Annotated in this window: 21 protein-coding genes, 1 tRNA gene and 1 pseudogene; 13 read left to right on the top strand and 10 right to left on the bottom strand. The window is 66.7% G+C overall.

Annotated features, from left to right (window positions below; all coding sequences use genetic code 11):
• Window positions 1-19 precede the first annotated feature (19 nt).
• A pseudogene (locus tag KBY93_RS16115) lies at window positions 20-970 on the top strand (AraC family transcriptional regulator); the annotation flags it as partial.
• Here the strand turns inward: KBY93_RS16115 and KBY93_RS01180 are convergent.
• The 3 genes from KBY93_RS01180 to KBY93_RS01170 are packed head-to-tail and all read right to left on the bottom strand — an operon-like array spanning window position 938 to window position 4295.
• Complete coding sequence (locus tag KBY93_RS01180) at window positions 938-2122, bottom strand: HAD family phosphatase (protein WP_255092394.1); 1185 nt, start codon at window positions 2120-2122, stop codon at window positions 938-940. The pseudogene KBY93_RS16115 and the gene KBY93_RS01180 sit on opposite strands and share 33 nt — an antisense overlap.
• Window positions 2122-2790: an RdgB/HAM1 family non-canonical purine NTP pyrophosphatase gene (rdgB, locus tag KBY93_RS01175; RefSeq protein WP_255092393.1), complete on the bottom strand. Its 669-nt coding sequence runs from the start codon at window positions 2788-2790 to the stop codon at window positions 2122-2124. Before rdgB ends, KBY93_RS01180 begins: the two co-directional genes overlap by 1 nt.
• Window positions 2787-4295, bottom strand: a complete 1509-nt coding sequence (locus KBY93_RS01170; protein WP_255092391.1) for a phosphoglucomutase/phosphomannomutase family protein — start codon at window positions 4293-4295, stop codon at window positions 2787-2789. The genes rdgB and KBY93_RS01170 overlap by 4 nt, the downstream gene beginning before the upstream one ends.
• Before the next feature lie 102 nt (window positions 4296-4397).
• On the opposite strand from KBY93_RS01170, the gene KBY93_RS01165 reads away from it, so the two are divergent.
• Window positions 4398-5990: a TM0106 family RecB-like putative nuclease gene (locus tag KBY93_RS01165; RefSeq protein WP_255092390.1), complete on the top strand. Its 1593-nt coding sequence runs from the start codon at window positions 4398-4400 to the stop codon at window positions 5988-5990.
• On the opposite strand, the gene KBY93_RS01160 is transcribed toward KBY93_RS01165, so the two are convergent.
• Both KBY93_RS01160 and pyrE read right to left on the bottom strand, forming a co-directional pair.
• Entirely contained in the window at window positions 5879-6832 is a 954-nt protein-coding gene (locus KBY93_RS01160) for a folate-binding protein YgfZ (RefSeq protein ID WP_255092389.1), read from the bottom strand. The genes KBY93_RS01165 and KBY93_RS01160 overlap by 112 nt on opposite strands.
• Window positions 6833-6851: 19 nt before the next feature.
• Window positions 6852-7442 carry an orotate phosphoribosyltransferase gene (gene pyrE, locus KBY93_RS01155; protein ID WP_399222300.1) on the bottom strand — a complete coding sequence of 197 codons (591 nt, stop codon included), beginning with the start codon at window positions 7440-7442 and terminating at the stop codon, window positions 6852-6854.
• Between the two features lie 155 nt (window positions 7443-7597).
• Here pyrE and KBY93_RS01150 point away from each other — a divergent pair, with 155 nt between their 5' ends.
• Together KBY93_RS01150 and KBY93_RS01145 are read left to right on the top strand one after the other, a co-directional pair.
• Window positions 7598-8221 carry an occludin/ELL family protein gene (locus KBY93_RS01150; protein WP_255092388.1) on the top strand — a complete coding sequence of 208 codons (624 nt, stop codon included), beginning with the start codon at window positions 7598-7600 and terminating at the stop codon, window positions 8219-8221.
• 16 nt (window positions 8222-8237) lie between these two features.
• Window positions 8238-8310: transfer RNA gene (locus KBY93_RS01145), tRNA-Ile, on the top strand.
• A 12-nt stretch (window positions 8311-8322) separates the two neighbouring features.
• On the opposite strand, the gene KBY93_RS01140 is transcribed toward KBY93_RS01145, so the two are convergent.
• Window positions 8323-8799 (bottom strand): redox protein, encoded by a 477-nt coding sequence (locus KBY93_RS01140; protein ID WP_094555817.1) that lies wholly within the window; start codon window positions 8797-8799, stop codon window positions 8323-8325.
• A 265-nt stretch (window positions 8800-9064) separates the two neighbouring features.
• Between KBY93_RS01140 and KBY93_RS01135 the strand changes: the two genes are divergently transcribed.
• Complete coding sequence (locus tag KBY93_RS01135) at window positions 9065-9919, top strand: CsgG/HfaB family protein (RefSeq protein WP_399222284.1); 855 nt, start codon at window positions 9065-9067, stop codon at window positions 9917-9919.
• A gap of 42 nt (window positions 9920-9961) precedes the next feature.
• Here KBY93_RS01135 and KBY93_RS01130 read toward each other — a convergent pair whose 3' ends face one another.
• The 3 genes from KBY93_RS01130 to KBY93_RS16110 form a co-directional block, all read right to left on the bottom strand.
• Window positions 9962-10138 (bottom strand): hypothetical protein, encoded by a 177-nt coding sequence (locus KBY93_RS01130; protein ID WP_255092385.1) that lies wholly within the window; start codon window positions 10136-10138, stop codon window positions 9962-9964.
• Between the two features lie 100 nt (window positions 10139-10238).
• Window positions 10239-11054 (bottom strand): uroporphyrinogen-III C-methyltransferase, encoded by an 816-nt coding sequence (gene cobA / locus KBY93_RS01125; RefSeq protein ID WP_255092384.1) that lies wholly within the window; start codon window positions 11052-11054, stop codon window positions 10239-10241.
• Window positions 11051-12349, bottom strand: a complete 1299-nt coding sequence (locus tag KBY93_RS16110) for a CbiX/SirB N-terminal domain-containing protein (RefSeq protein ID WP_255092383.1) — start codon at window positions 12347-12349, stop codon at window positions 11051-11053. The genes cobA and KBY93_RS16110 overlap by 4 nt, the downstream gene beginning before the upstream one ends.
• A gap of 148 nt (window positions 12350-12497) precedes the next feature.
• On the opposite strand from KBY93_RS16110, the gene KBY93_RS01115 reads away from it, so the two are divergent.
• Entirely contained in the window at window positions 12498-12947 is a 450-nt protein-coding gene (locus KBY93_RS01115) for a hypothetical protein (RefSeq protein WP_255092382.1), read from the top strand.
• On the opposite strand, the gene KBY93_RS01110 is transcribed toward KBY93_RS01115, so the two are convergent.
• Window positions 12871-14451: a ferredoxin--nitrite reductase gene (locus KBY93_RS01110; RefSeq protein ID WP_255092381.1), complete on the bottom strand. Its 1581-nt coding sequence runs from the start codon at window positions 14449-14451 to the stop codon at window positions 12871-12873. The genes KBY93_RS01115 and KBY93_RS01110 overlap by 77 nt on opposite strands.
• 124 nt (window positions 14452-14575) lie before the next feature.
• Here KBY93_RS01110 and KBY93_RS01105 point away from each other — a divergent pair, with 124 nt between their 5' ends.
• The 7 genes from KBY93_RS01105 (at window position 14576) to KBY93_RS01075 (ending at window position 21889) form a co-directional block, all read left to right on the top strand.
• Window positions 14576-15604, top strand: coding sequence for an anthranilate phosphoribosyltransferase (locus KBY93_RS01105; protein ID WP_255092379.1), 1029 nt, complete (start codon window positions 14576-14578; stop codon window positions 15602-15604).
• The gene (locus tag KBY93_RS01100; RefSeq protein WP_255092377.1) at window positions 15601-16056 is read left to right on the top strand and encodes a nitrate reductase associated protein; all 456 of its coding nucleotides are present in this window, start codon (window positions 15601-15603) and stop codon (window positions 16054-16056) included. The genes KBY93_RS01105 and KBY93_RS01100 overlap by 4 nt, the downstream gene beginning before the upstream one ends.
• Window positions 16057-16250: 194 nt before the next feature.
• Window positions 16251-17558 (top strand): CmpA/NrtA family ABC transporter substrate-binding protein, encoded by a 1308-nt coding sequence (locus tag KBY93_RS01095; RefSeq protein WP_255092376.1) that lies wholly within the window; start codon window positions 16251-16253, stop codon window positions 17556-17558.
• 14 nt (window positions 17559-17572) lie between these two features.
• Window positions 17573-18406 (top strand): nitrate ABC transporter permease, encoded by an 834-nt coding sequence (ntrB, locus tag KBY93_RS01090; protein ID WP_255092375.1) that lies wholly within the window; start codon window positions 17573-17575, stop codon window positions 18404-18406.
• Window positions 18407-18408: 2 nt separating this feature from the next.
• A complete protein-coding gene (locus KBY93_RS01085; RefSeq protein WP_255092374.1) occupies window positions 18409-20436 on the top strand; it encodes a nitrate ABC transporter ATP-binding protein in 2028 nt (675 codons plus the stop codon).
• 20 nt (window positions 20437-20456) lie between these two features.
• A complete protein-coding gene (locus KBY93_RS01080) occupies window positions 20457-21290 on the top strand; it encodes a nitrate ABC transporter ATP-binding protein (RefSeq protein WP_255092373.1) in 834 nt (277 codons plus the stop codon).
• 41 nt (window positions 21291-21331) lie between these two features.
• On the top strand, window positions 21332-21889 hold the full coding sequence (locus KBY93_RS01075) for a helix-turn-helix domain-containing protein (protein WP_255092372.1): 558 nt from the start codon (window positions 21332-21334) through the stop codon (window positions 21887-21889).
• Window positions 21890-21892: the final 3 nt, after the last annotated feature.

The raw sequence follows: 21892 nt of genomic DNA, 5'->3' as shown, positions 1-21892 counted from the left end.
GCCGGTGGTTGGCACGTGAATGCACTCTTGTTCAAATTGCCGCCCATGGCAGTGTGGTGACACTCAAAAAGTGCAAGCGCCGATGGCTTCGCTCCAGCGGTTCGAGGCTGTCGAGCAGCTGGAAGCTCAGTTGCGGCGGTCGGGGCTTGATCTGCGGCTGAGCCAGCTCTCCAACGGCCGACTCAGCGGTGCCCTCGTCACCTGCAGGCTTGGGCGGTTGCAGTTGCTCCGGCTCCAGGTCAACCGTCGCCTGCACGTGGCCGGCGGAAAGCCCCGGGACCAACGGATGATCGCCTTGAGCCTGCTGCCTCACGGCTGCGCTCCGCCGCTTCGGGCCCACGGCACTCCCATCGGACCGGAGGCGTTGTTCGGCCTTGATCCCTGCGTGGAGGTTCACCTCTCCACTCCCGAGCAGCTGGATCTGGCGGTGGTGATGCTCAATCCCTCCGCCCTGCCGGGCTGGAGTTCTTATCAGGTTTTTCCAGACCTGGAGACGGAAGCCTTCCGCTCCAACTGCCTGCCCATCGGTCCCACCTGTGCTGCCCAGCTTCAGCGTTGGTTGCTCAACCGGTTGCCCCTGCGGGAAGAGCTGCCCTCAGCAGGGGAGGAGCCGCCGTCATCGCTGGGGAGTGGCGAGGACGGACTGCTGCCCCTTTTGGTGGAAGCTCTGGAGCATGGGCTCCATCAGCGGGGCGGGCCCAGCCGCCCCCCGGCACGCATCGAACTGGTCAAGCAGCTGCAGCACTGGGTGGAGGAGCACCCCTTGGAACCGATCAACCTGGAGTCCCTCTGCCGTGAGGGGTATGCCGGCCGACGCAGCCTGATCCTGGGATTCCAGGAGCACCTGGGCATGGGCCCGATGGCGTACTTCAAGCTGCAGCGGCTCCATGGTGTGCGCCGGGCGCTGCTGGCGGCGCGGCCGGGGACGGTGACGATCTCAGGGCTGGCGGCCCGCTGGGGCTTCCTCAATCCGGGGCACTTCGCCCGGGATTACCGCCGGCTGTTCGGGGAGTTGCCCAGCGCCACGCTCACAGCGGTTGGTCCCTCCAGTTTCGTCTGATCCGGTTGGGGCTGGTGGGGCGGCGAACACCTGGCTCCAGTCGTCGCGCATGGACACCAGCGACCAGCCTCGCCGCGAGGCCTCCTTCAGGCCTCGATCGAGGCGGCCGAAGGAGGATTGGCTGTCGTAGGCCACCTCCCGCTCCGGGTCATCGTGGTGAAGGATCACCCCCAGACGCTCTCCCGGCTGGCTGGTGGTCCACTCCAGCATCTCGAAGTCACCGTCGGAGTTGCCGAAAGCGGCGATGGGCCGGCGGCCGATCACCTGTTCGATCATCACCGGTTTGATCGCGTGGTCGTTGATCACCTGCACCTCGGGTTTGCGCAGGATCACGGGCAGGCCGGCCCGGTTGCTGTAGCGGCTGCCCACGGTCGAGCCGATCACCTGCTCGGGGGGGATTCCGTAGAGCTCTTCGCTGAACACCCGCATGAACTCCACGCCGCCACCGGAGACGATGTAGGTGCGAAAGCCGTTGGCGCGCAGGTAGTCGAGCAGCTCCCGCATCGGTTGGTAGGTCAGGGTGGTGTAGGGGCGCTTCAGGGTCGGGTGGCAGGCGCCGTCGAGCCACTCGCGCACCAGATCCCGGAACACCTCGGTGCTCATGCCGGCATGGGTGAGTGCCACCAGGTCGAGCAGGCCTTTGGTGCCCATGGTCAGCACCGCCTCGCCGTTTCCGGCCGCGGAGGCCGCCGCAAGCACCGGATTGCTGGCCAGCTCGGGTTGCTGAGCCACCAGGGCGCGGGCTCGCTCGATCGCAAAGGCCAGCTGCACGTACATCGGCTGCTCCGACCAGAGCGTGCCGTCGTTGTCGAATACGGCGATGCGCTCAGCCGGTGGCACGTAGCCCTCGCTTCCTTCACGGCTGACGCTGGCGACAAAGGCGAGGATCCGCGCCTTGGTGGGCCCCTCGCGCCAGGAGGGCAGGGGTTGGCTAAAATTGCTGGGCTCTGCGGGGGCTGTCTTGCCAGCCGGCACAGGGGTCAACTGGGTCAGCATCGCCAGGGTTAACAGGCTGCCTGCCGCCGTGGCCACCCCCCGCTGCAGCTCCTTCAGCTTCGCCATCACCCCATCTCCCTGGTCTGGCCGCCGTGGCGAGCTGTCGTTCGCTCGCCATCGGTGCTGAACAACTGAAGCAGTTGGGGCAGCAGGGCGTCCACGGCCCGACCGCGGTGTCCCACGCAGCGTTTGAGCTCGGGTGTCATCTGGGCGAAGCTCAGGCCTGTCTCGGGCACCAGGAACACCGGGTCGTAGCCGAAACCAGCTTCTCCGTCCGGGGCTTCCAGGATTTCACCCTGGCAGTGTCCCTCCACCTCCAGAACGGTTCGCCCGCTGGGATCGGCCACGGCCAGGGCAGCCGTGAACGTCGCCCGCCGGTTGCCTTCGCCCGCAAGCTCCCGCAGCAGCCGTGCGATCCGCTCCGGGTCGCTGTCGGCGTAGCGGGCGGAGTGGATGCCGGGGGCCCCGCCGAGGGCCTCCACGCTCAGCCCGGAATCATCGGCCAGGGCCCATTGCCCCGTGATCCGTGCCACCGCCTCTGCTTTGAGGCGGGCGTTGGCGGCGAAGCTGTCGCCGGTCTCCTCTACCTCCAGGCCCAGGGGCTGGCTGCCCAGCTCGAGGTTCAGCTCAGGGCCAGCCGAGGCCAGTAAGGCCGTGAATTCCCTGAGCTTGCCGGCGTTGCCGCTGGCGATCACCAACAGCTTCGGGGCCGGCTGTGGGCTGGAGGTGCTCATGCCGTTTCAGCGAACTGGCGGGCCCACGCCAGGATCTCGCCCACCCGCACCTCGCTCGCTGCCTCGCTGTAGAGGCGCAGCAGCGGTTCGGTGCCTGAGAAGCGCAGCATCAGCCAGTGGCTGGGGCCGAGGCGCAGCTTGACCCCATCGGTGCTCACCACTTCCTGCACCGGCCAGCCGGCCACGCTGGTGGGGGGATCCTGGGCCAGCTGGCGCTCCAGCCGCTCCCGGCTGGCCATGTCCCTGAGGCGCAGGTCGAGCCGGTCGTAGGCGCTGGCTCCGCCGTGGTCAGCCTGCAGCCGGTCGAGACGCTCCCCCAGGGGCAGGCCACCCTCGACCAGTGCTTCCAGCACCAGCAGGGCGGCGAACAGGGCATCCCGCTCAGGCAGGTGCAGGCCGAAGCCCACTCCGCCGGATTCCTCGCCGCCCACCAGCACCCCGCCGGCGAGCATCTCGCTGGCGATGTACTTGAAGCCCACCGGCTTCTCGATCACCGGTCGTCCGAGCCCCTCGGCCACCAGCTGCATCAGGTCGGAACCGCTCACGGTCTTGATCACGGCGCCCGGCAACGACCGGGCCCGGGCCAGGTGATCGATCAGCAGGGGCATCAGCAGCTGGGTGCTGCAGTAGCGGCCCCGCTCATCAATGGCGGCGATGCGGTCGCCGTCGCCATCGAAGACGATCCCCACCGCCGGCCGGCCGGCCTCGCCGCTGGCGCGCACGGCCGCGATCAGCTCCTGCAGGTAGGGCGCCAGAGGCTCGGGGGGATGGCCGCCGAAGAGCGGATCACGCCAGGAGCGGATCTCCTCAATGCATTCCTCATCGGGACCGTCAGAGGCTTCTTCACCGGGTCCAGAGCCGGCCACAGAGCCGGCCCCCAGCAGGGCCGGCAGCCCTCCGGCCGCAGAGCCGTGCATGGGATCAACAATCACCCGTAGACCCATCTCCTCCAGTCCCCGGCGCAGGGCGCCGGTGTTGACCAGCTGGCGCAGGCCCGCCAGGTAGCCGCCCCAGCCATCGAAGCGTGGGGTGTCTCCGGGGATCGGCACGGTGATGCCACCCGCCTCCAGGCGCTTCTCCACATCGGCGGTGAAGGCCTCCTCCACCGATCCGCCGAAATGGCCCTTGATCTTGAGGCCGATCCACTCGGGAGGGTTGTGGCTGGCGGTGATCACCAGAGCCCCGAGGGCGCCCCGCTCCACCACGGCCCAGCTGCAGGCGGGTGTGGGCACGGCTGAATCGGTTAGCACCGGCTCGAGATCGGCGCCGCGCACGGCGCTGGCGATGGCTTCGGCCAGCTCCGGTGCCAGGAAGCGCCGGTCATAGCCGATCACCACCTCGCGGCTCGTGAGTGCCGCAGGGGCGGCGCGCTCAAGTTCCCTGGCCGCGGCCGCGGCCACCACCAGCAGGCGCTCCAGGGTCACATCGACGCCGAGGATGCCGCGCCAGCCGTCGGTGCCGAAACGGATGGGACTGGGCTCCAGGGGCAGGGGGGCAGAAGCCATGGGGGCATCGGTGTTCAGTAGCTCGTAGCAGTCGGCAGGCCGGCCTGGGCGCCAGCAGGTGCCGGCCTGGCGGCAGGCCACCCCCCGCCGTAGCCTGCCGCCATGTCGGCTGAACCGTCCAACCAGCTGGTGACCGACCGGTTGCTGCGCAGCTGGCTGCGCTGTCGGCGCCGTGCCTGGCTCGATCGCCACGGTGATCCCGACCAGCGGATCTGGAGCGCCCACCGGGCCCTTCAGCTCGACCATCAGCAGCGCTGTTTCGTGAGCTTGCTCGAGCAGCAGCCCCTGGCAGGGGAGGCCGCCTGCGCCGACGGGGCCCCTGCGGTGGTAGGCGTTCGACTCAGGGGCAGGGGCCCCGCCGGCCTGGCGCTGGAGGCCCATCCACCGCTGTTGCGGCGCAGCAGCGGGGAGAGCCGCTGGGGGGCCTACGCCTACGAGCCCGTCATGGCCCGCCAGGGCCGTCGCCTCACCCGTGAGCACCGGCTGGTGATGGGGCTATGGGGGCAGCTGCTCTCGGGGTGGCAGCAGGGGCCTGTCAGCCATGGCCTGGTGGTGGCGACAGGCTCCGGGCGGCTCGAGCGGGAGCGGCTGGTGCTCGGGGATGGACTGCTGCGCCAGCTGGATGAGGCCTTGCCCAAAGTGGCGGCGGACCTGGAGCGCCCCAAGCCGCCAGCGCTGGTGAGCGACCGCAAGAAGTGCGTGCTCTGCTCCTGGCGCGGTCTCTGCGATCAGGAGGCGGCCGTGCAGGGCCACCTCAGCGAGGTCAGCGGCATCGGCGCCAAGCGGCGTGAGTTGTTGCTTGAGCTCGGCCTGTCCCAGCTGGGTGCCCTGGCCGCGGCCGATCCCGAGGTCCTCGCGGATGCGCTGGAGGTGCACGGCGAGCAGCACCGCGAGGTGGCGGCGCGGCTGGTGGCCCAGGCCAGCGTGCAGCAGCGGGGGGAGCCCCTGCGCCTGCCGGTGGAGCCCGGCCAGGCAGCCACAGCCCTGCCCGAGCTGGCTACCGCCAGCGGGATGCTCGTCTACGACATCGAATCCGATCCCGACGCCCGCGACGACTTTCTGCACGGCTTCCTTCGCATTGAGCGGGATGCCGCTGGCCACTGGCCCGCAGGGCTGGCGACCGATATCGGCTGCTACCGCCCGCTGCTGGCCCTGCAGGAACACGGCGAGGCCAGGCTCTGGCAGCGGCTGCGCCGGCTGCTGGCGGCCACGCCCCCCGACTGGCCCCTGCTCCACTACGGCGAAACCGAGTCGATCGCCCTGGTACGCCTGGCCCACCGCCAGGGGGCCAGCGAGCGCGAGCTTGCAGCCCTGCGCAGGCGCCTGGTGGACCTGCACCAGCGCTTGCGCCAGCACTGGTTACTGCCGGTGAACAGCTATGGCCTCAAGGCGGTGGCCGGCTGGCTTGGCTTTGCCTGGAGCCAGAAGGGAGTGGATGGGGCCCGCTGCCTGCTCTGGTGGCGCCAGTGGCGCGGCGACGGCACCCCGGCGGGCCGGGGAAGTCTCCATGGCCTGCGCCGGATCTTCCGCTACAACCACGACGACTGTCTGGCCACCTGGGCAGTGGCCCGCTGGCTGCTGGATCAGGACGCGGCGCTGCCAGCCCCCACCGGTGGCGCCACCACCCCCATGGGTTCGGAGATCTCCAGGGTGATCCCCTCGCCGGCCAGCAGCAGTGGCTCCGCCAGGGCCTGACGCCGCACCAATGCCAGCCCCAGCCAAAGGCTGGTGCCGTCGGGCCCGGCGTTCAGGCGCAGGCTGGAGGTGATCCGTCCAGCCCGCTCACCGCTGAAGGTGCGCAGCACTGTCCCCACCACCGGCTCTGCGTCAGTGCGAGCGGTGCTTGCCGCCGGTTCCGCCCAGCACCAGCGCCGCAGCTGCTGTTTGACGCCGTCGTAGGTGGCCAGCTTGGCCAGGGTTTCCTGGCCCACATAGCAACCCTTGCTGAGGCTGACCCGATCCGCCAGCCCGAGCTCAAAGGGGTTCACCTCCTCGCTGATTTCGTTGGGGGCCAGCGGCCTCCCCTGGCTGAGGCGCCAGCGCTCGCTCTCGATCGGCCCAAGGGCCGGGATGGCCTCAAGCTCTGCGGTGAGGTACTCCCCATCCATGAGCACCAGCCGATCGCCCGGCAGCCGCCAGCCCACGCTGGTGTCCTGAATGGCCCCGGCAGCTCCCTCCAGGCTGATCAGCGTCCCGGACAGCAGGGGCCCCAGGTTCACCTGATCGGCGGGGAAGAGCACCCGGTCGAGGGCCTGATGGATGGCGGCCCCCTCGCCGGCGGTGATCACCAGCCAGGCCCCGCTGGCGTCGACCAGCACCTCCGCCAGGCCTCGCACTCGGGCGGTGGGGGTGAGGCAGCAGGTGGCCAGGCACTGGCCGGGCTGGGCACGCTCCAGATCCTGGCTGCTCTGGCCATGGAGGAAGCGCAGGCTGTCAGGCCCTTCCAGGCGAATCAGGCTCACGGGCTGATCCCAGCGGCTGGGGCTGGCGGGCCGCCAGTCCCAGGGGCCCAAGGGGGTGGAGCGGTTCAAGTCCATGGCGGGGGCAGCGATGGGCTCACCCTTGCAAAGTCCGCGCCGCCGCGGCGATCTCTTCAAGCAGGAACAGGCTGCGCAGCTCCAGACCAGCCGCCGTCATGGCGCCTGAGCCCCCCTCCTGGCGATCGACGATCGTGACCACCCGTTCCACCACGTAGCCGGCCTGGCGCAACTGCTGCACCGCCTGCAGCGACGAACCGCCCGTGGTCACCACGTCTTCCAGCACGGTGATGCGGCTTCCTGTGGCGGGCAGGGGCCCCTCCAGCCAGGCGCCGGTGCCGTGCCCCTTGGCCTGTTTGCGCACGATCAGGGCGTCGAGGGGAAGCCCCGCCTGGGCTGCGGCCATCGCCACGCCACTCACCAGGGGATCGGCGCCGAGGGTGAGGCCGGCCACGGCCGCTGCGTCCCCTTCCACCTGCTCCAGCAGGGCCATGGCCAGCAGGGCCAGGCCGTAACCGCTGAGGCTCACCGGCTTGCAGTTCACGTAGTGGTCGCTGCTGCGGCCCGACGCCAGGGTGAACTGGCCGTGGCGGTAGGCCCTGGTGGCCAGCAGCTCCAGCAGCACCTGGCGGCGCCCCGGGGCTGTCTCGGGGATGGGGGTCAATGGCATCGGAGCGGAGAGCAAGCGGGTGAGCAGGGGCGGCGGCGCTCCGGCCAAGACCCCTGGCAGAGCACGGCTCAACGGCCTAGTTTGCGCGATGATCAGGGTGTCATGCCCATTCCTGTCCCCTGCTGGCCGCCTGAGCCATGAACTGCCGCAAAGCCATGCCCTCAGACGCCTTCCCCATCTCCCTCCGGGTTGAATGGGCCCGTGCAGTGCCTGTGGTGCCTGTGGTACTTGGCGCCCTGACCGGCGGCGCTCTGGCTCTGCTGCCCTCAACTCCCGCTGTCGCGGGCCCGGTGATCTGCACCACCACCCTGGAGGCGCCCCTGGCCGGCACCGGCAACAGCACCCAGCCGCTCAGTGCTCCCGTGGAGGTCACCCGCTGTGGAGAGATCCAGACCACCGCGGAACTCGTTCAGCAGCGTGCCTACAGCTGGCGCTCCACCTTTGCCCGTGGGGTCAGCCTGACCCACCAGATCACCGACATCCTTGGCATCGCCATGGGAGGCCCCGAAGGCAACAGGGTGATGGGGCTGGGCTTCCCCGAGCAGGCCATCATCTGGGACTCCTCCGCGATCAGCAACACCACAGCAGCGCTGCTCGAGGAGCAAAGCGCCCCGATGCCCTGGCGCAATGCCGATCTCCCCTCGATCTTCTCCGCCAGCCTGCAGGTGGCTCCCATCTCGCTGCCGGTCGAAGCGGCTCAGCCCCGAGCCAATTCTTTCCCAATGGACCAGCCCGTTCAGAGTTCCCCCGAACTCAGACCGGTTCGTGGCCTCTGGTGAGGTCAGGAACCAGCCAGGGGGTCTAGCAATCTGGTGAATGCAGCGGGCTCATAATCCGCCTTAGGCGAGTTCGATCCTCGCGACCCCCATCTCTCAGTCCTTCACCAGCTCACGCCGTGCAGCTTCGGCAGAGGTGCCGTCTGGCTGGTGACGGCGAACAGCCGGGGGATGTTATGGCTGTTGTAGACGCGGAACTCACGCACCAGCGAGGCTCCCTTCTCGCGCACAGCCTGGTTGAGCACCAGAGAGCCATCGGGGTCGGAGACCGAGCGGTGGAAGGTGCCAGGGGGGATGCGCAGGATGTCGCCACCGGTGTCGAGGCGGACGATGTGGAAGGGGTAGTTCCAGCCCAGGTTGACCAGAAAGAAGGTGCGGCCGCCGTGCATCGCCAGCAGGTTGTCCTCCTGGTGGGGATGGAGATAGAACTGCCAGGCGCCGGTCTCGGGGTCGTCTGGGGGGCTCACGGCCGGCCCGGTGTGCACCACCAGATCCCGGGCGTTGGAGGTGGGCACCGTGATGTCGAAGAAGCGCACAGCCGGGGTGTCCCGGAACTTCTCGTAGGGAATCAGTTCAAACATCGGAGCCGGCCTGGGCCCTTTCTGTTCACTGTTACGGAGCAAAGATGCGGCCATGGCGGCAACCGTCGGCACTTACGGCCAGACGGTGTGAAGTCCTTCCATTCAACAGAGCCGCTGTCCCCGCGGACGTGCAGGACGCTACGGAACCGGCTCGCTGCGGACAGATGCCGATCCGGTCATGACAGCCAGGCACCGGGCAGCTTTCCTCGGGCGTACCCCTGGAATTCCTGGACATCATCGTTTGAATGGACGCTCGCTGTGATTCATGGCCTTGCCCGATCGCCCCATCTTCTTCACCATTGCGCTCCTGGCCGCTGGGCTCGGTCTTGGCGTCGCGGCGGTACCGGCTCTTTCGCAGCCGCGGCCCGCGGGCCGGCCCACCGTCTCGGTGCCGGATTTCAAGAACACCGTCACCCAGCAGACCTGGTGGTGGCAGGGACCCGTGGCCACCGATCTGGCGGCGATGCTCGCCAATGAACTCCAGGCCACCGGCGATATCCAGGTGGTGGAGCGCAACAACCTCAAGGCGGTGCTTTCCGAACAGGAACTTGCGGAGCTGGGCATCGTGCGCAAGAGCGCCAATTCAGCTCAGCGTGGGCAGATGACCGGGGCCCGCTACATCGTGCTCGGTACGGTCAGCTCGTATGAGTCCAACGTCGAGAGCAAGACCTCCGGCAGCAACTTCGGTCTGCTGGGCTTCGGCACCGACAAGCAGCAGGCCGAAACCAAGGACTATGTGGCGATCGACGTGCGGGTGGTGGACAGCACCACCGGTGAAGTGGTGGGCCAGCGCACGGTGGAGGGGCGAGCCAGCAACACAGCCGCTGCCCGTGAGGATGGGGTGAATCTGCTGCCGGCAGCCGGTCTGGCGCTTTTCCTTGCCCCCAACATGGGGCGCACAGGCCAAGGCCTCACCGCGGCTGCAGGCACCCTGCGCTTCGGCTCCAACAGTTCAGAGGCCCAGCGCACCCCGGCGGCCAAGGCCATCCGTGCCGCGCTGATCGATGCTTCGAGCTACGTGAGCTGCCTGCTGGTGCCCAAGGGCAACTGCATGGCCAGCTTCGAGGCTCAGGAGCAGCAGCGGCGTGAACGCACCCGTGGGGTGCTGCAGCTGGAGTGATTCCGGCCACTTGTGTTGGGCCGGTTGTGTTGTGCCGGTTGGTCAGCGGAGCTTGATGTTAAGCAGTTTGGCGCCGTAGTCGGCCGTGAAGTCGGCCTGGAGCTGCCAGGCGCGCAGCAGGGTCTTGGCCACCTGGCGCAGCTCTTCGATGTCGTTGCAGTTGTCGATGGCCCGTGAGTGCACGGCTGTGGAGAATTCGCGCGAGAGGGAGGTGTTCATGACGATTATTTTTACATAACGTTACAAGCTCTGGGCGGTCCCCTGTGGGCGGCTTGCCGTACCCCGTCCCATGGCAGGGCGTACTGCCCAGCCATCCGGTTCAGAACGGGATCGGCATCTCCACATCCGCCGGTGGGGGCGCGCAGGCCGCCACCCGCTCGAGCACCACATGGCCGATCACCACGATCGAGGGGGAGCCATAGCCCTCGGCTTCGGCCGCATCAGCTAGCTCCCCCAGGGTGCTCACCAGCTGCCGCTGGCCGCTGACGGTCCCCTGCTGGATCACCGCCGCGGGTGTGTCTGGCGCCAGCTCACCGGCGATCAGCTCATCGCAGATGCGGCGGAGGTTGTGCAGCCCCATGTAGATCACCAGTCCATCGCTGCTGCGGGCCAGGCCCCGCCAATCAACCCCGGGCCGCCCCTTGTCGATCTCCTCATGGCCTGTCACGAAGGTGACGCTGGAGCCCGCTCTGCGGTGGGTGACGGGGATTCCGGCGTAGGCCGGTGCGGCGATGCCGGCGGTGACACCGGGTACCACCTGAACCGGCACCCCATGGCTGGCCAGGTGGGCCGCTTCCTCGCCACCCCGGCCGAACAGGAATGGATCGCCGCCTTTCAGACGCACGATCGTGCGGTGGCGGTGGGCCAGGTCGACCAGCACGGCGTTGGTGCTCGGCTGGGGGACGGAATGATGCCCCCGGCGCTTGCCCACGAAGTGCCGCTCGCAGCCTGCCGGGGTCAGGTCCAGCAGGGCCGTCGGCACGAGGGAGTCGTAGACGAGGGCATCACAGCACTGCAGCAGCCGGTGGGCCTTGAGCGTGATCAGCTCGGGATCGCCTGGGCCGGCTCCCACCAGATACACGGTGCCCAGAGGCTCTAAAGCTGGCTGCGAAGAATCTGCCGTGCCTGCGCTCATGGCAGGGCCTCGAGCTGATCGAGCAGCAGGGACTGGAAGCGTGGACGTTGCAGCAGCGGGGCCCCCAGCGCAGCGGGCAGGCTCTCGGTGAGCCGGTTCGCGGCCAGGGCCAGGGGCAGGGCAGCGCCGCGGATTGCCAGAGTCAGGTCCTCGAGATCAGTCGCAGTGTATGGAGCGGCTTGACAAGTCGCTGAACAGCGGCGCGCAAGGTGCGCCAGATAGCGGTCGGCCAGGCCCGGCTCTAGCGGGTGGTGCAGCAACAGCGGCGGCGATCCCTGGCCGTGGCTGGCCGCCAGATCAGCCAGTTCGTCGGCGATCGCCGCCTGCCAGCTGGGCCAGGCTCCCAGGAAGGGAAGCCGCCGCACGGGGCCGTGGCGGCGCCAGGCCGCCGCGATCGCCGGGATGTCCTGGCGCACGTGGGTGCCGGGCAGCAGCAGCAGGGGCACGAGGGTGAGTGGCCGCTGGGCGTTCCCCAGCCCCGGGGCGGCTGGATCGGCCTGAGCCACGCTGCCGCTCAGGGGCTGCAGCCGCACAGGAGCGCGCCGACGGCGCTCCAGGTCGAGGGCAAGGGCCTGCAGCTCCTCGGGGATCACCCCCCCGGCGCGTCCATGAACCACCAGCAGGAGCGGGCTGCGGGGCAGGGCCGCCAGCCGCCGCCGGGCCCGGGCTTCGGCCCCAGGGTCGAGGGGGCTGGCCAGCACCCGCTCGAGCCCCTGGCGGCCGCTCGGCAGGCGGGCGAGCAGATCCACGGCCTGGGAGGCGAGCGCTCCATCGAGGTCGCTGCAGAGCTCCAGCAGCAGCTGCTGCAGGGCCGCCTGGGGCCAGGCGCTCAATCCCACGGCCAGGCCTTCCAGGGCGGCGCGCCGCAACGGAGACGGGCCGGGCTGACGGGCCAGATGCTCGAGACGGGCAAAGTCCTGGCTGTCACGTTGGTGCCCGAGCAGGGGCAGCAGGGCCAGATTCGGCCGCTCAGCCACGGCGGCCCGCAGCTGGGCAGCACAGGCGGGATCCCGGCGGCGACCGAGCAGATCGAGCAGCTCCTGGCGATGGGCCACCTCGGCGGGCTCGCTGGTGTCGGGGAGGCTGAGCCACCAGCGCAGCAGACGGGCTGATCCAGCTCCATCGAGCTTCTCCACCAACACCGCCACCAGGTCACTGGCCGCAGGCAGCAGACCCTGTTCCAGCGCCTCCAGCCAGGGGCCTGTGGCCACCGCTTCCGACCGCCTGAGGCGCTGCAGCCAGGGCCAGCGCTCCTGGCTGTCTTCAGGCGGCAGCTGGGACGGAAGAGGTGTCACTGGGGCTGTCCCTGCGCCATCAGGCGTCGCCCGGAACCTGATCTGAATCGCAAAGTGTCTCCATTAATACGTTTTATGGGGCAGGGCTGGTGCGTTGCCAGAGCCCCTCTAGCAAGGAAAGAGATACAGCCGTCAGGACAAGGACGCCATGGACCACGCCACCACAGAGCACTCGATGGATCGGGCAGCCTGTGTCCGCCCCGGCGCCAGGCCAAAGAGTCAGTCGCCGGCCAGTTTCTCCGAGGTCAAGCAGCAGCAGCTGGTGTTCACCCTGGTGCGCCAGTTGGCCGAAGCCCAGTTCGTGCGCGCCGACCGGGAGCTCACCCGCCGGCTCTGGCAGGAAGTGGCGGCGCTGGAGATCGACCCTGATCGCATCACCACCCTGCTCTATGGCGGTCAGCCCTGCGACGACCGCCAGGGCCTGATGGCCCTTGATTCGAGCTGGAGCCAGCAGGCTGCCGTCGAACCCCGGCTTGGGTTCCGCTGGGGCTGGGGTGGCGGGGCACCCCGCCGCGGCGTTCTCAGCTCACAGCCCCGCGCGGGCGGGCGCCGTAGTGCTCCACCAGCAACGCCTCCAGCACGTCAGGGAGCTCGCTGAGGGGCACACCCTTGTCGTGCAGGGCCGCCAGTTTGGGGTTGGCGTCCATGGCGCCACCAAGGAAGATCTTGGCGGCTTCCACCATCTGACCATCCACCCGGGTCTTGGCGCCCATCAGGCCGATCTGGCCCATGTAGGGCTGGCCGCAGGCGTTGGGGCAGCCGGTCCAGTGGGTGCGCACCCCATGGGGCAGCTCCAGACGCCGCTCCAGTTCGTCGACCACCGACTGGGCCGTGCTCTTGGTGGGGATGAGAGCGAAGCTGCAGTAGCGGTTACCGGTGCAGCTCACCGCCTCGGCCTGGAGAGGACCCGGGGTCACCTGGAAGCGTTCCAGCAGGGGTTCCACCAGCAGGGCATCCAGCCTGCCCTCGGGCACATTGGCGATCAGGGCGTTCTGGCTTTCGCTCAGCCGCAGTTCGCCTGTGCCGTACTCCCGGGCCAGACGGGCCAGTTCCACCATGCTGGCGGCCTCCAGCCGGCCCATCGGCACGTGCAGGCCAACCCAGTGCAGGCCCTCCTGCTTCTGAGCGTGGACGCCGCAGATGTCACGTGGGGCCTGGCACACCAGATGGGAGCCGTCGTGGGCGGGGGTGGCGGCGGCTTCCTCCACACCCACGAACTCCGCGAAGGTGTCCAGCACCTGGGAGCGGTAGTCCTCCAGCCCGAGGGCGTCGATGAGATACATCAACCGAGTCTTGTTGCGATTCTCGCGGCTGCCTTCCCGCTCGTAATGGCGCAGCACCGCCAGGCTGAAGGCAGGCAGTTGATCGCCTCGCAGCCACAGCCCCAGGGGAACGGCCAGCTCGTTGCGCTGGGCGGAGAAGAATCCGCCCACCATCACCGTGAAGCCCAGCTCACCGCCGTGATGGGCCGGCAGGAAGGCCAGATCGTTGTGCAGCAGGAAGCTGTCGGGTGCTCCGCCCACGGCCACGTTGAACTTGCGGGGCAGGTTGCGGGGGCCGTCGGGCCCCAGCAGAGCTTCCTGAATGGCGTCCACCAGGGGGCGGGTGTCGAGGAATTCCTCAGGATCCAGACCCGCCAGTGGATTGCCGGTGACGTTGCGGGGGTTGTCGTGGCCTGACTGACGGCTGGTGAGCCCCACTGACTCCAGGGCGCTCATCAGGGGGGCCATGTCCTCCAGCAGCAGGCCCCGCAGCTGAATGTTCTGCCGGGTGGTGATGTCAGCACTGCCGTGCTCGCCGCAGCGATCGATGGCGTCGGCCAGCACCTCCAGTTGATCGGCGCTGATCACTCCGTTGGGCAGCCGCAGGCGCACCATGAAGCGTCCCGGAGTCACGGGCCTGAAGAAGATGCCCAGCCACTTGAGATGGATGGTGAGGGTGGCTTCATCCAGGGATTCCCAGCCCGCGGCTCCCAGTTCGGCCAGGCGCGGGGCCAGATCCAGCCCGCAGGCTTCAGCCTTGGCCTTCTCCACCTTGTTCAACTTCGCGCTGCTGGAGGCCTGGGACGCTGGCCCCCCGGCGGATGCTTGAGCTGCGCTCACGGTCGCTCCCGAATGCTGAGACCTGACCCACTAGCGTCTCAGCCAGAGCCCCGTCACCCTGTTGCAAGCTTTACCAAACATGGCTCCAGAGGGGATCCGTGGGGAGTTGCCGAGGCGGCCGCCGATGCCCCCAGAGGCGGTGCGTTTCCGGGAGCTGCTGGCCAAGGTGGGCAGCGGCGAGCACACCAGCACGGGGCTGACCCGCGCCGAGGCTCGCGAGGCCATGGACCTGATGCTTCTGGGCCAGGTGAGCGATGCCCAGCTGGGGGCTTTTCTGATCGCCCACCGCATTCGCCGGCCTTCACCGATCGAGCTGACCGGCATGCTCGACAGCTACAGGGCCCTGGGGCCCACCCTGGTCACCCCGGGGCTCAGGCCCCTTTGTTTTGGCGTCCCCTATGACGGCCGCAGCCGCACGGCACCGGTGCTGCCGCTGCTGGCCCTGGTGCTGGCTTCTGCGGATCAGCCCGTTGTGCTGCACGGCGGTGGCCCCATGCCGGTGAAATACGGCGTCACCCTGGCAGAGTTGTTCGCCGCCCTGGGAATCGAATGGCGGGGGCTGAGCCTGGAAGCAGTGCAACTCCGGCTGGATCGCCATGGCCTGGCCCTCACCCACCAGGCTGATCACTTCCCGCGAGCCGAGCGTCTGCTGCCGGTCCGCGACGCCATCGGCAAGCGGCCGCCGGTGGCCAGTCTGGAGTTGCTCTGGACGCCCCACCAGGGGCAGCACCTGCTGGTGAGTGGCTTCGTGCATCCCCCTACGGAAAGCCGGGCCTGGGAAGCCCTCGGCCACGCCGGTGAAACCGATGTGTACACGGTCAAGGGCCTGGAGGGTTCCACCGACCTGCCCACCACCAGGGCCGGCATCTCGGCACGGCTGCGCCACGGCACCATGACCCGGATCCTGTTGCATCCCCGCGATCACGGCATCACCGCCCAGGAGGTTTCATGGCAGAACCTGGAGATCTGGCGCGATCAGGCCCTGGCGGCTCTGGTGGGGGTTGGTCCCCTGGCCGATGCCCTGCTCTGGAATCTGGCTGTGTACTGGTGGCAGGCCGACCGCTGCGACTGCCTCGAAGCCGGACTGGAGCAGGCCAGGGGGTTGTTGGCGGCCCGCAGCGGCGAGCGTTTGCGTCAGGAGCTCTCGGCATGAGCCTGCACGACCGTTGCTTCGCGTTCGAAGAGGATTTCGTGGCTGATCTGCGCTGCCTGCCGATGGCGGTACGCCGCAAGCTCGATCTGGCCGGCGTCAAACTCCGGCTGAGCCACTGGCATTCCTTCACAACGGAGGAGAGGGCCAAGCTGCTTGCGTGGCCGGATCACCCTGGAGCCATCAGTGATCTGCGGCTTTGGTTGCAGCGGCGAACGGCCACCCTTGCCGATGGCCCCGCCCGGGGGATTGAACCGGCCGCCGGCCTCGACTGGCAGCAGGGAGACGACATTCCCGAGCGGCTGCAGGCCGCCTGCGCCCAGCTGGGTGCTTCCCTTGAGTCCAGCCAGTGGCAATCACTGGATGAACTGCAGCGTTTTGCCCTGGTCAAGCTCAGCCATCCCGGTCACGAGCACCGCAATCTTCCCCGGGCCCTGCGGGAGTTCGGCCTCTAGCCAGGCGCAGAGAACCGTCCTCATTCCCTGTTGCTGGTATCAATGAACACCCCGAGGGGTAGTCGTTCGTGATGTTCTGAGTGCGTTGGTCAGCCTGAGCGCCAGCACTATCCCGGTTCGGTGCGCTTGATTGCGAAGCCCGTCCGGATTGCGACTCGTCGCAGCCCGACACTTCCCCAACCGTTCCAGGCTCCATGTCCAATCTTTCACGCCGCAGATTTCTCATCACCGCAGCCGGCACGGCCGCCGGTGCGGTCTGGTTGAGTGCCTGCGGTGGCAAGAAGTCAGAAACCACCACTGCCCCGGCTGCTTCCGGAGCCACTGATACAGAGGTCAAAGGGGCCACCCTCGGGTTCATTGCCCTCACAGACTGCGCCCCTTTGGTCATCGCCAAGGAGAAGGGATTCTTCGCCAAGCACGGCATGCCCGATGTGAAGGTGGTGAAGCAGACCTCCTGGGCGGCCACCCGAGACAACCTGGAGCTGGGTTCCCAAGGCGGTGGCATCGATGGTGCCCATATCCTCTCGCCGATGCCCCTGCTGCTGACGGCAGGCACGATCACCAAGTCCAACCAGCCGTTGCCGATGGCGACCCTGGCGCGCTTGAACCTGCAGGGCCAGGGCTTCTCCGTCTCCAAGGACTTTCTGGCCAATAAGCTCACGATTGACAACAAGGCTGGCCTGGAGTCAGCCGTGGCCTTGGCTGCTGAGAAAGGCAAGAAGTTCAAGGCAGCGGTGACATTCCCAGGCGGGACCCATGACCTCTGGATGCGTTATTGGCTGGCGGCCAACGGCATCGATCCCAACAAGACAGCCGACCTGGTGGTGGTTCCGCCGCCGCAGATGGTGGCGAACATGCAGACCGGCACCATGGACACGTTCTGCGTGGGCGAGCCCTGGAACCAGCGGCTCGTCAACAAGAAGCTGGGTTACACCGCCGCCCAGACCGGCGAGCTCTGGAAGCTCCATCCGGAGAAGGCCTTCTCGATGCGGGCCGACTGGGTGGAGAAGAACCCCAAGGCGACCCAGGCTCTGCTGCAGGGCGTTCTGGAAGCCCAGATGTGGTGCGATGATCCGGCCAATCTCGATGAGATGTGCACCATCCTCGCGAAAGACAAGTACATCAAGGCCAATGTCAAGGACATCCAGCCCCGTCTGGCTGGGAATGTCGACTATGGCGATGGCCGGGTAGTTAAGGACAGCCCGTTCAGGATGCGCTTCTGGCAGGATAGTGCCTCCTTCCCCTACAAAAGCCACGACCAGTGGTTCGTGGTTGAAGATATCCGCTGGGGCTATCTGCCTGCCAGCACCGACATCGATGCGCTGGTGAACAAGGTGAACCGGGCCGATATCTGGAAGGAGGCCGCCAAGGCCATCGGCCAGGAGAAGGCGATCCCGGCCAGTGATTCCCGCGGCAAGGAAACCTTCTTCGATGGGGTGGTCTTCGATCCCGAGAATCCCAAGGGATACCTCGATGGCCTGAAGATCAAAGCCCTGGCCTGACTCGAGCTGACCCCATGACTCTCACAGCCGCCGCCGGAAGGCGCCGTCCACGATCACGCCGATCGGCACTGTTCAAGGGATTTCTGCCCTATCTGGTCTGTATCGGTGTCTTCCTTCTGCTCTGGCAACTGCTCTCAGGCTTGCTCGGAGTCGCACGATTGCCAGGACCGATCAATGTGCTGATCGACACCTGGGATCCCTACATCAGCCAGCCGTTTTTCGATGACGGCGGCACCAGCAAAGGGCTGGGCTGGCAAATCCTGATTTCGTTGCAGCGTGTCGGGATTGGCTACATTCTTTCCGCTGTGGTGGGCATTGCGATTGGTGGGTTGCTCGGCTTGAACCGTTTCATCGGTAAGGGTTTTGATCCTGTCATTCAGGTGTTGCGGACAGTGCCGCCGCTCGCCTGGTTCCCCATCGCTCTGATGTTGTTTCAGGACGCGAATACATCAGCTGTTTTCGTGATCTTCATCACTGCCATCTGGCCGATCATCATCAATACGGCTGTGGGAATCCGTCAGATTCCCCAGGATTATACGAACGTCTCCAGAGTGTTGAGGCTCAGCAAAAGTGCCTATATCCGTGAAATCGTGATCCCTTCCACGGTCCCGTATGTTTTCACTGGTCTGAGGATTGCCATCGGTCTGGCCTGGCTGGCCATCGTGGCCGCAGAGATGCTCAAAGCCGATGGCGGGATCGGCTACTTCATCTGGGACGCTTATAACGCTGGCGGTGACTCCAGCTCAAGCCAGATTATCCTGGCGATTGTGTATGTCGGTCTTGTCGGTCTCGCCCTTGACCGCCTGGTTGCCTTCGTTGGCTGGAAGATGAGTGGTGGAGGCCACTGACAATGCCGGCTCTTTTCACTGTTGATAATGTCACCCAGACCTTTCCTCTCCGGGATGGCAGCACCTATGTGGCGCTCAAGGATATTTTTCTGAACGTGGCCGAAGGGGAGTTTCTCTCCCTGGTTGGTCACTCTGGTTGTGGCAAGTCGACGCTGCTCAATCTGCTGGCTGGCCTCACCCTGGCAAGCGAAGGCGGCATCTTGATGAACGGCCGAGAGGTCACTGAGCCTGGCCCCGACCGAATGGTTGTGTTCCAGAACTACTCTTTGCTGCCTTGGAAAAACGTTCGTGAGAATATCGCGCTCGCCGTTGACAATGTGATGCGTGGATCCTCCAAGGAGGAGCGCGAAGCGATCATCGGCTACAACTTAAAGCTTGTTGGTCTGGTGGCTGCAGCTGAGAAGTTCCCCCATGAAATTTCTGGTGGAATGAAGCAGCGGGTGGCGATCGCCCGGGCCCTTGCCCTGCGCCCCAAGTTGCTGCTTCTGGATGAGCCATTCGGTGCTCTTGATGCCCTCACTCGGGGCAATCTTCAGGAGCAGTTGATGCGCATCTGCGAGGAGGCCAAGGTCACCACGGTGATGGTCACTCACGATGTCGATGAAGCTCTGCTGCTCTCCGACCGGGTGGTGCTGATGACCAATGGGCCAGAGGCCTATATCGGCCAGATTCTCGACGTGCCCCTGCCCCGGCCCCGCACTCACCTCACCGTGGTGAAGGATCCCTGCTACTACAGCCTGCGGGGTGAAGTGGTGCAGTTTCTCACCCAGCAGAAGGAAGCCCGCAAACAGCGTCTCAACCCCTCAGCGGCGATTGCCTCCAACGATCTCGAGAAGATCAACCTCACTCTCGGCTTCATTCCCCTCACCGACTGTGCCCCGCTGGTGGTGGCACAAGAGAAGGGATTTTTTGCCAGGTACGGCCTGGATCAGGTCAGCCTTCGGCGGGAAACCAACTGGAAAACTCTCGAGGCCGACCTGCGCCAAGGGGTGATCGATGGTGGTCAGATGGTGGCCGGCATGCCTTTGGCCATCGCTCTGGGAAGCAAGGGAACGTCGCCGCTGCCGATGGTCACGGCCCTCACCCTTTCTCGCAATGGCAATGCGATCACTCTGCACCGCCGCTTCCATGAAGCTGGGGTGCGCAGCCTGGCCGATTTCAAGGCCTGGATCGTCGCCCATCCCGAGCGCAAGCCGGTGCTGGCGATGGTGCACTCCGCGTCGATGCACAACCTGATCATGCGGGCCTGGCTGGCCTCGGGCGGCATCGATCCAGAGCGCGACGTCAGCCTGATCGTGATCCCGCCGCCCCAGATGGTGGCCACTCTCAAGGCGGGCACCATCGATGGCTTCTGTGTAGGTGAACCCTGGAATACCCGTGCCGTTCAGCAACAGCTGGGCACGGTGATCGCCACCGATGCCGATCTCTGGCCCGGCCACTGCGAAAAGGTGCTGGGTGTCCGCGAAGACTGGGCCGCCACCCATCCCCGCACCCACCAGGCCCTGATCAAGGCGTTGCTGGCTGCATGTCAGTACTGCCAGGACCCCGCCAATCGTCCTGAAGTGGCGGCACTGCTGTCGCGTCGGGAGTACGTGGGCACTGAGCTGGACACGCTCCTTCCCGGCCTGGTCGATCCTTACGACCGCGGTACCGGCACCCCTGAGCTGATTCCGGAGTTCAATCAGTTCTTCGGCGCCCAGGTCAATGCTCCTTCCAGTCGCGACGGCCTCTGGATCCTGACCCAACTGGCCCGCTGGGGGATCAGCGCCTTCCCCGAGAACTGGAGAGACGTGCTCGATCGTGTCCAGCGACCGGATCTCTTCGCCCAGGCCAGCGCCGACTTCCCTGCTGAGCCCAGCGCCAATGGCCAGCGTCTGCTGCCTGTGCCCCTGTTCGAAAACCAGCTCCTGGATCCCAACGATCCGATCGCCTACCTAAAGCAACTGCCGACCGCCGGGCCCATCCGTTACGAAACCGTCCCGTTGCCCGCCAGACCCAGCTCCCTCGAGCCAGCTGCGTCGCTCCGCTGAGCTCCTTAACCCTTCAACCGATGCAGACTCTCCCCTCCACTACCGCAGCCACCACCAAGGGATCGGAGCCGTTCCTGGTGATCGATGGGGTCTCGAAGGTGTATCCCACACCCAACGGCCCTTATACCGTCCTTGATGATGTTCACCTCGAGGTGCGTGAAGGGGAGTTCATCTGCGTCATCGGCCACTCCGGTTGCGGCAAATCCACCCTGCTCGATATGGTCTCCGGCTTTCGCGAGCCCACTACGGGACAGGTGCGGCTGGAATCAGAGCCGATCGTGGAGCCAGGCCCCGATCGCATGGTGGTGTTCCAGAACTATTGCCTGCTCCCCTGGCTGTCGGCTTACGACAACATTGCCCTGGCGGTGAACAACGTCTTTCCTGAGCTCAAGCGCAACGGCCAGGCCAGGGCTCTGGTGGAGAAGCATCTTGCGATGGTGGGCCTAACCGAAGCCGCAGCCAAGAAGCCAGGGAGCCTCTCCGGTGGCATGAAGCAGCGGGTGTCGATCGCCCGGGCCCTGGCCCTGCAACCCAAGGTGCTGGTGCTTGATGAACCGTTCGGCGCCCTTGATCCGATCACCAGGGAGGAGCTCCAGGAAGAGCTGCTCAAGATCTGGGCCGAGCACAAGGTCACCGTTCTGATGATCACCCACGACATCGATGAGGCCCTGTTCCTGGCGGATCGGGTCGTGATGATGACCAATGGACCGGCGGCGAAGATCGGCGAAATCCTTGATCTTCCCTTCCCACAGCCCCGCGATCGCGCCCGGCTGATGGAGCTTCCCGAATACTTTGACTACCGCAACCGCGCCCTTGATTTTCTCTATCGCCGTTTCGCCCACGACGACACGTGAGGACAGCTCTTCCGGCTCATCAGTCCTTCTGCCAGCTTTCAATGGCCGTTGGCCAGACCCTGCTGCTTGATGGCGGCCACGCTGCCGCCACCTCGCCGATGCGGGTCCTCTCCGGCATCCTCCGGGTGTTTCTGCTTGCCTCCTCGGGCCAGGAAATCACGATCGGCTTTCTGCAGCCGGATGATGTCTGCGATGCCCTGACCCTTCGCCGCGATTGGGTTGGCCTCGAAGCCCTCACCCTGGTGCGGATCGAGCGGGTCGAGCGCAGGGAAGAGCTGGGCGATCTCACGGATCTCAGCACCTGGACCCTGGAACTGTTGATGATCCGCCATCACCCCGACACCGAAAAGCGACTGAGGGCGCTGCTGGCGTTGCTGGTGGAGCGGATGGGTCGTCGCAATGGCCTCTGGTACGAGCTGCCGATCCGGATCACCCATGAGCGCCTGGCTGAGTTGATCGGCAACACCCGCGTCACAGTCACCAAGATGTTCACGCGGTTGCGTCAGTCGGGCTTGGTGGACGACCATCCCGCCGGCAGTGGCCCTCCTGTGTTGCGCCTATCGCCTGAGCTGGTGGAGGCGATGCTGCCGATCGGCTGATTC

Source organism: Synechococcus sp. J7-Johnson (assembly GCF_024345795.1).
Taxonomy (GTDB): Bacteria; Cyanobacteriota; Cyanobacteriia; order PCC-6307; family Cyanobiaceae; genus Regnicoccus_A.
Note: the sequence above shows the minus strand (reverse complement) of the source record. Positions and strands in the feature narration are given on the sequence as shown.